Here is a 7,462-nt window from a genome sequence, read left to right on the forward strand (position 1 = left end):
GGATCCTCGACAAGGCCTACTCGGCCGATCCCTACGCGCTGATGTTCCGGCGCGAGGATCCCGAGTTCAAGGCGCTGGTCGACGAGACCCTGGTCGGGCTGATGAAGTCCGGGGAGTTCAGCAAGCTCTACGTCAAATGGTTCGAGACCCCGATCCCACCGAGGGACCTCAACCTCAACTTCCCGATGTCGGACAAGCTTAAGGAGCTGATCAAGTCGCCGTCCGACAAGGCGAACTCCTGACCTGACACCGCGGCCGTCGGGTCCGGGAGACCTGACGGCCCTCGCGCCCTTGCCTCTCGTACGCTGTCCGAACAGTTGAGCCTAGGATGCAAGAAGATGGCGCAGCCGCTAACGCGGCGGACGCGTTTGCCTACGACGACAGTTATGGTCGTCTGCTTTCTGTCTTGTCGACGAGTGCCGCCAGCGACCGGGTCGGGTCGCGAGCGGTCCGTCCGCTTCCGGATGAAGGGCCGAGACCCGATCGCCATCTGCGGGGCGATCGTTCGTATAAGGGGATGACATGGAGCGGCGCGGCTTGGCACGGGTGCGCACCACCCGCAGGATCGACGGTGCTTCCAGTCTGCTCGCGCAGATCGGCTCCCCTTCGAACCGGCATGCTCAGGCGCGTGCTGTCTCGGCGCAACACCGGTCCGCCAGCGGACCGGCGGCTGCATGCGCTTCACAGTTTGGCTATAGACGGCCCCCTGCCGTCCTCATCTGCCCAAAACGCCAATGCCACCCTTGTCCGACCGCCAGCGCATCGAACTGGCGATCCCGGCCTACCTGCTCCTGACGTTCACCGGTGCACCCGGCATGTTCGTCCCGGTCGACCCGGCTCTGATCCAGCACGCCGAGGCCCGTGTGGGTGCGTTACGACAGGATCTGCGGGCCGCAAGCCTGGAGCCATTCTCCGACCTCGCCCCTAAGAAGCAGGGTGCCCTCATCAGACGGCTGGACCGCATCGCCAAAACCGTGATCGCCACCTGGAAAGAGCAGCCCGCGATCACCACCGTGCTGACGCTGTGGTGCTTCCTCAAGGATCTGGTCGACCGCGAGGTGCTGATCCTCTGGGAGAGAACGGCCATGGATCGAGCGATGGACAAGCTCCTGCCCATGTTCGAGCACGGCTTCGATCAGCCGGGGCGCCTGGACGAAGCCAAGGCCCAGGCCGCCCGTGTGCTCGATCAGCTCAGGTCCGAGGGCCTATTCGCTTAGAGCTGCGTCCGTGCCCCCGATCCAGGCGTCGGCGCTCACCCGCTCGCCGGCCGAAGACTACGGAGCTGGATCCCCCAGATTTCGGGCCAGCACCAAGCTTCTGGCGATCCTGGATCGCTGGGCCGCGTAGGCAGGGGCGATCATCGGATAGTCGCTCGGCAGCCCCCACTTCGCCCGGTACGTCTCCGGCGTCAGACCACAGGCGGTCAGATGCCGCTTGATCGTCTTGTACGGCTTACCATCCTCGAAGCTGATCAGTGCCTCGTGCGTGATCGACGCCCGGATCACCGACTACAAAGAACACCATCCCCATCGTGGGCTCGGCATGCGCTCGCCGCGCGAGTTCATCCGTGCTCAGATGCAACCAGCCCCGTGTCCGGTTTGATGGGGGCAACTCCAGGCGACGTCCAGCTCGAGCTTCGCGGCCCGCATCGGCGGGGAGGAGTTCGTAGTGCTCATGACCGGCGTTTCCCACGCGGAGGCACAGGCGACAGCTGAGGCGTTGCGGAGCGTCATCGCCCGCACCCCCGTCGTGATCGATCGCTGCCTTGTTGGGCTGACCGTGAGTATCGGCCTGCATTACGCGGTCGGCGGCTTCGTGAGCTTTGACGGGGCGATGCGTGCCGCGGACGCCAAGCTGTACTTGGCTAAAGCGACCGGTCGCAACCGCGTCGAATGGGCGGCATCTGCCTGATGGAGCTATGGGCGGAAGGCGCTCGCATTGGCTAAAGGCCCGCACGGAGGGGCCATACGCCACTGCTCGACTATGCGCGAGCATCGGTCTGCAACTCGCTCTCCAAGGCGGCATATCCCCTCCCGGCATTACCGCGTTTGTGAGCGGACAGTCGCAAATTGACCCAACCCAGCCGCTTCTGCTCCTCCCAGCGCTTCCCGAAAGCAGCCGTACAGCTGCTCTTCAAGCCGCGAGGCAGGCTTTCGCCACGCGCAGGTAATTGCCACCGAGAATGCCGACTGTCTCGTCGGGCGAGAAGCGTACGAGGAGGATGGCAGCCAGATCCGGCAGGCTCGTGTAGTCCGGCAATGCGCTCGGCCCGACCAGTCCCATCATGTCCGAGCCGATTCCGACATGGGCCGGACCGACCACGTCCGCCATGCGGGCAATGCCCTCCGCCAGCGCGTCGAGATCAGGAAACAGGCTCGCAGGCGGCCAAATACCGATAACGCCTCCCGTCCCCGCGACGATCCGGGCATGCTCCGGTGTGATGCGGCGGGTGCGAGGCGTGGGCTTGGTCGTGAGCGATGTGTGCGAGAGGACGAGGGGCTTGCGCGCCACCCCAGCCGCCTGACGCACGAGGGCTTCGGTGCCATGCGCCACATCCACGATGACGCCGAGCGCTTCGCAGCGTTGGATCACTTCGGCGCCGAAGGCGGTCAGGCCCCCGTGTACGGGCGGCTCAGTCTGGATGTCGCCGAGAGTGTTCACCCGGTAGTGCGTCAGTTGCAGATGGCGTAGGGCCGCCCTTCGGTAGGCTGCCTCCAGGCCGCCCAGGTCGCCTTCGAGGAAATCGGCACCCTCGGCCGCGACCAGCACCATCGGAGCCTCGGCGCGCGCAGCGTCGAGGTCAGCCGCAGTGCGGACGATCTTGAGTCCCTGCTCGCGCACAAGTGCGTGCAACCGGGTGAAGCCGCGCTCGGCATAGGCCGCGAGTTCCCCGGGCTCGGGATCGCGAAACGCCTTGATCCGCCCCTCCGGCGTTATCCGGTGCGTCGGGCTGTCGGAGACGATGGCGAGACATGTCGCGGCGAGCCCGCCGCGACGCATTGGTTCAGCCAGCGGCGCGAAAGGCGCATGTCCCTCATCCTGGCGCACGCGCAGGATGCGGCCGGCATGGCTGTGGCAATCGATGGTCGGCCGGCCCGCGAGAAATTCTGCGGCAGCGGCTCGCTGAGTAACAGTCACCTTGGTCGACGAGGAGGCCTGCGCGATGGCCTCGACGGGACGACAGAGGAGTGAGGCCCCTACCACGAAACCGCGGCGGGACAGGCCGAACGGCGATCCGTGTCTCGCGCGGTGGACGACCGTCGTCGTATCGAGCCTGTAGCGCCAGCCACAGGGATCTCCCTGGAGCAGGCGGAATACGCCCCGCAGGATCACCTCTCGACCATCTGCTGGGACCGGTTCAACGGCCAGGACCTCTATGCAGGTTGCAGGATCGCTCGGTAGGCAGCCTCGGCAACAGGCGGGCTCGAAAGTCAGCAGGCAGTAGGCTGCGGCTGGCGTCTCCGCTGCGGTGACGGCCCAGCCGGTGATCGTGACCGGTAGCCCATCGTACCGGTCCGCCGATCCGTCGAAGATCGCTGTCCAAGGGAGTTGAAGATCGCGCCCGCGCGGCGGCTTGTTGGGCCTCGCCATCGCTCAGAGCATCCTGCCGAACATGGGAAGGCGACGCAGGAACGCCGCACTGGCCCAACTCGCGGCGAGCGCGATAGTAAAGACGAGCGCACCCTTTACCGCTGCGTCGACGCTCACGGGGAGGAGGCCATACTGCGTCCAGGTCACGTAGGGGTAGTGCAACAGGTAGATGGCGAAGCTGTTCGCGGCGAGGCTGTCCCAGGCCGGCAAGCTTCCCCCTCCAAAGCGCAGGAAGAGGGCCGGAAGCGCAAAGCACGCGGCGGCACAGAAGGCCGCCTGCGCAATGCCCACGACGGCGAGTGCCCCCGCCGGCGGCAGAAACAATTCTCCACGGGCAATCGCCGCCACAGCCATGAAGACTGCTCCCGTAGCAGCGGCGAGCAGGCCCCAGGCTGCCCACTGGGAAGCCATTGCCCTCGCGAACTGCACGACAGCTTGCATACCACCATGCCCCAACGCGACGCCTGCAGTGAAATAGGCGGCGTAGAGACCGATGCGGCTGCCTTGTATGGCGAGAGGACCGAGGGCGAACCAGCGCGTCGGCCCGACTGCTACGAGTAGGGGCAGGAAGAGGAGCAGGGAGCAAGCGAGTAGCAGGACAAAGCCGCTGACCGGGCGCCGCGCGAGGCTGCTCACCAACGGAGGCACGGCGAGGCGGGGCGCGAGGGTAAAGATAAGGGCAGCGGCCGCGTCGAAGACCAGCAGGATGCCGATGAACCAAGGTGGCCCGCTCAGCCACGGCCCACACGTGACGGTAGCGATCCAGAACGACCCGAAGCCAAGTGTTCCGCCGGCCTGGAGAAAGGCGGGAAAGTAGGCCAGCGGGGACAAGATCAGCACGCCAATAACAAATGGCAGGCCAAGACGGCGCATCCGTGCGCCGAGGAACGCACGGGCGCCGCGGCGCCTCAAGCCGTCCCAGACGAACAGCCCTGAGAGCAGGAAGAGCAACGGCATGAAGAAGCCGTCGTTGAGGCGCACGAGAAGATCGAAACCGATCCAGCGTCGTGGATCCACGACGGGTGCCGTGGATAGCGCGTAGTTCACTCGATTGATGTGGCCGAAGGTACAGTACGCAAGCGTGGCATGGTGAAGGACCACGAGGGCAACGACGAAGCCCCGCATATGATCGAAGGCGACCAACCGTTCGCTTCGCCCGGTGGCGATGGCGGGATGGGAGGCATCCAGGGCACTGGCGGGGGTGGTACTCATCGTGCAGCCGAAGGACGCGCCGTCTGTTTGTACGACGCGTTAAGGCGAAGCTCGATGCAAAATCCTGTGTGCCGGGTCGCGGCGGACGCCATCGCCGATCTCGGCTAGGGGCATCGCTTCTTGGATCGGGATTGCTTGAATTGGGGAAGTCGGCGTTCCCACGATTGCCGCTTAGAAGCGGACAGGCGGGAAACCGCCCGACCCGGTCATTCCCAGCGCGCCCGTAACGGGATCCTGTTCAGCTCTGGCCAGGGCTTCCATCCAGCGCTGAAGCGCTATCTGCGATGCTCACCTCGCCAAGCCAGTTAGCTTCGCGTCGATCCAGGCCCAGAGCGCCCGGACCTCCTCGGCGGCCTGGCTGCCGGGGGCGAATTCCGTGACGCCGAGCCCGGTCGCAAGGGCGTCCTGGTGGTCGACCCGGTGGATGATCCCGGGCTCGGCCAGGACGCCCAGGGCGCGCAGCTGCGCCGCGTAGGCGCTGGTGCGCGGCGAGGGCGGCGGCGGGCACTGGTTCAGCACCAGGGCCAGCCGCTCCCGCAGGCCGAGGCCGACCAGCGCCTGGAGCGTCGGCCGGGCGGCCACGATGTCGAGCCGGGAGGGGCGGACCGGCATCAGGACGAAATCGGCGTCCTTCAGGGCCGGCGCGAGGCCGGACGCGCTGCCGGCGGTGTCGAGAACGGCGAGGGTCGTGCCCTGCTCGGCGAGGATGCCGAGGATCTCCGAGAGCTGGCCCATCTCCCAGGGCTGGACCCGGTCGACCGCGACGGCGTCGCTCTCGCGGTCGCTTCCACCGTCGTTCTTGCGCAGGGCGCCCCAGCCGGCCAGTGAGCCCTGCGGGTCGAGATCGAGCGCGGTCACCTGCTCGCCCGCCTCCGCGGCGGCGACGGCCAGGGAGGCCGCCAGGGTGGTCTTGCCCGTCCCGCCCTTCTGCACTGCCAGGGCGAGCACCCGCAGCGGCCCGGCGGCGGTCCGTGGGGAAGAGCGTTGCACCGGTGCGTCCCTGGTTCAGGCAGCTCCATCCTGTCCGTCAGCCTGGCGCATGGCCATGGCACCGGGTCGACCCAGGCCGAGTGCCTTGGCCAGGGCGGAGCGCCGCTCGGCGTAGCTCTTGGCGACCATCGGGTAGTCGGCTGGAAGGCCATAGCGGTCGCGATAGCTCTCAGGGTCGTGATTATGGGCGGCGAGATGACGCTTGAGCGTCTTGTAGGTCTTGCCGTCAATGAAGCTGACGATCCCATCGTGTCGGATCGACTTGCGGATCTGCGCCGGACTTGGCTTTGCCACGCCGTCAGGCGTGGCGACTGCACCCGATGTATCACCAGCAGTCAGGCCTCGAACCGCGTCGTGCACGCTCTGGATGAGGTTCGGAAGTTCGAGGGCCGGTATGGAATTGTTGGCAACGTAAGCGGCGACGATGTCGCTGGTCAGCTCAACAGGGTCATGAGCGTCTCGTAAGTTTTCTTCAGCCATAGCTTTTCTACTTAGAGTGGACTGATTTGTTCGATGCGTAAAAAATTAGATTTCTGGATCAAAATTGCAATATGGCCGAGCCAAATAACGTGACAGTCGCTCTCACTGCTTTGTGATCGGCGTGACATTTGGCGTTAAAGCCGCCATGCTTACGGCCTATTCGCAACTATCGACTGCCATGCGCTAGACAGTGCCAAGCATTACTGCCATTTTCCCGATATTGAGCGGAACCGGCCTGCGGTTGTGACCTTTATCGATAAGTGGCGCATTTTCTTCAGGGCTTGATGGCACGGTCGGCCTTGTCGACGTGAAGCTACGGTGATCAGGCCGGTACGGCTGCATCCCTGATCCGCAGGATGGTCTGCCGGCTCGTCTTGAAGGCTCGCGCCAGGGCCGACACGCTCGCACCATCCCCGAGCTGGCGCGCCACCGCCGTGCGCTGCTCGCCGGTGAGACTGGCCGGCCGGCCAAGCCGCGTGCCCTCCGCCCGAGCCCGGCTCAAGCCGGCCTGGGTCCGCTCAATCAGCAGATCGCGTTCGAACTCCGCGACCGCGTTGATCACGTTCATCGTCAGCTTGCCCGTCGAACTCGTCAGGTCGAAGCCGCCCAGCGCCAAGCAGTGAACCCGCACCCCGAGCTAGTCGAGTTTAGCCACCGTCGTGCCCACATCCATCGCGTTACGGCCGAGCCGGTCGAGCTTGGTCACGACCAGGACGTCACCCGACTCCAGCCGATCGAGCAGGCGCGCAAACCCGCGGCGCTGGCCGGCCGCGATGGATCCCGACACGGTCTCCGTCACGAGGCGGCGCGGCTCGATGGTGAAGCCGGCCGCCTGGATCTCGGTGAGTTGGTTGTCGGTGGTCTTCCGAACAACGACGTGCCCGGCCGCGTCGACGGCGTGAACCTGGAAGATGCTCTTGGCCAGATCGATGCCGACGGTGGTGATCTTCATGGGGATGGCTCCTGCATCCGCGTGGCTGCTGCTTCGGCAGCGACCACATCTTGGCACCGAGATGCCGTCAGTTGGAGCGGGAGCCATCCACCCCATCTGCTTATAGGGGTAGCCGGGTTGATCGTGAACGACTGCGTTGGGTCCTGGCTGTGTCAAAACCCCGATGGTGGTAGCCTTCCTCTGCACGACCGGAGGACGGCATGGGACGGTTCGTTGTCGGTGCCGAGCGCGATCAGA

The 7,462-nt window shown here is 65.7% G+C and carries 5 protein-coding genes and 4 pseudogenes; 3 read left to right on the plus strand and 6 right to left on the minus strand.

Annotated features, from left to right (window positions below; all coding sequences use genetic code 11):
* Positions 1 to 242, plus strand: a pseudogene (locus ACQKQD_RS33930) (amino acid ABC transporter substrate-binding protein); the annotation flags it as partial.
* 492 nt (positions 243 to 734) lie between these two features.
* On the plus strand, positions 735 to 1,217 hold the full coding sequence (locus tag ACQKQD_RS33935; RefSeq protein WP_427510979.1) for a hypothetical protein: 483 nt from the start codon (positions 735 to 737) through the stop codon (positions 1,215 to 1,217).
* A 57-nt stretch (positions 1,218 to 1,274) separates the two neighbouring features.
* On the opposite strand, the pseudogene ACQKQD_RS33940 reads toward ACQKQD_RS33935, so the two are convergent.
* Positions 1,275 to 1,502, minus strand: a pseudogene (locus tag ACQKQD_RS33940) (MucR family transcriptional regulator); the annotation flags it as partial.
* Positions 1,503 to 1,629: 127 nt separating this feature from the next.
* Between ACQKQD_RS33940 and ACQKQD_RS33945 the strand changes: the two are divergent.
* Positions 1,630 to 1,911: pseudogene (locus ACQKQD_RS33945) on the plus strand (GGDEF domain-containing protein); the annotation flags it as partial.
* Positions 1,912 to 2,133: 222 nt separating this feature from the next.
* Here the strand turns inward: ACQKQD_RS33945 and ACQKQD_RS33950 are convergent.
* The 5 genes and pseudogenes from ACQKQD_RS33950 to ACQKQD_RS33970 all read right to left on the minus strand — a co-directional run.
* Positions 2,134 to 3,591: a dipeptidase gene (locus ACQKQD_RS33950; protein ID WP_427510980.1), complete on the minus strand. Its 1,458-nt coding sequence runs from the start codon at positions 3,589 to 3,591 to the stop codon at positions 2,134 to 2,136.
* Between the two features lie 3 nt (positions 3,592 to 3,594).
* The gene (locus ACQKQD_RS33955; RefSeq protein ID WP_427510981.1) at positions 3,595 to 4,803 is read right to left on the minus strand and encodes an acyltransferase family protein; all 1,209 of its coding nucleotides are present in this window, start codon (positions 4,801 to 4,803) and stop codon (positions 3,595 to 3,597) included.
* Positions 4,804 to 5,091: 288 nt separating this feature from the next.
* Positions 5,092 to 5,793, minus strand: a complete 702-nt coding sequence (locus ACQKQD_RS33960; RefSeq protein ID WP_427510982.1) for an AAA family ATPase — start codon at positions 5,791 to 5,793, stop codon at positions 5,092 to 5,094.
* A gap of 15 nt (positions 5,794 to 5,808) precedes the next feature.
* The gene (locus ACQKQD_RS33965; protein ID WP_427510983.1) at positions 5,809 to 6,273 is read right to left on the minus strand and encodes a MucR family transcriptional regulator; all 465 of its coding nucleotides are present in this window, start codon (positions 6,271 to 6,273) and stop codon (positions 5,809 to 5,811) included.
* A gap of 322 nt (positions 6,274 to 6,595) precedes the next feature.
* A pseudogene (locus ACQKQD_RS33970) lies at positions 6,596 to 7,138 on the minus strand (recombinase family protein); the annotation flags it as partial.
* Positions 7,139 to 7,462: the final 324 nt, after the last annotated feature.

Origin of the sequence: Methylobacterium sp. NPDC080182 (assembly GCF_050281105.1) — a bacterium.
Lineage (GTDB): Bacteria > Pseudomonadota > Alphaproteobacteria > Rhizobiales > Beijerinckiaceae > Methylobacterium.

What these genes read in the sequence shown, in the direction of transcription:
- ACQKQD_RS33935 (WP_427510979.1), top strand. Translation starts at nt 735, where the DNA reads ATGCCACCCTTGTCCGACCGCCAGCGCATCGAACTGGCGATCCCGGCC.
- ACQKQD_RS33950 (WP_427510980.1), bottom strand. Translation starts at nt 3,591, where the DNA reads ATGGCGAGGCCCAACAAGCCGCCGCGCGGGCGCGATCTTCAACTCCCT.
- ACQKQD_RS33965 (WP_427510983.1), bottom strand. Translation starts at nt 6,273, where the DNA reads ATGGCTGAAGAAAACTTACGAGACGCTCATGACCCTGTTGAGCTGACC.
- ACQKQD_RS33955 (WP_427510981.1), bottom strand. Translation starts at nt 4,803, where the DNA reads ATGAGTACCACCCCCGCCAGTGCCCTGGATGCCTCCCATCCCGCCATC.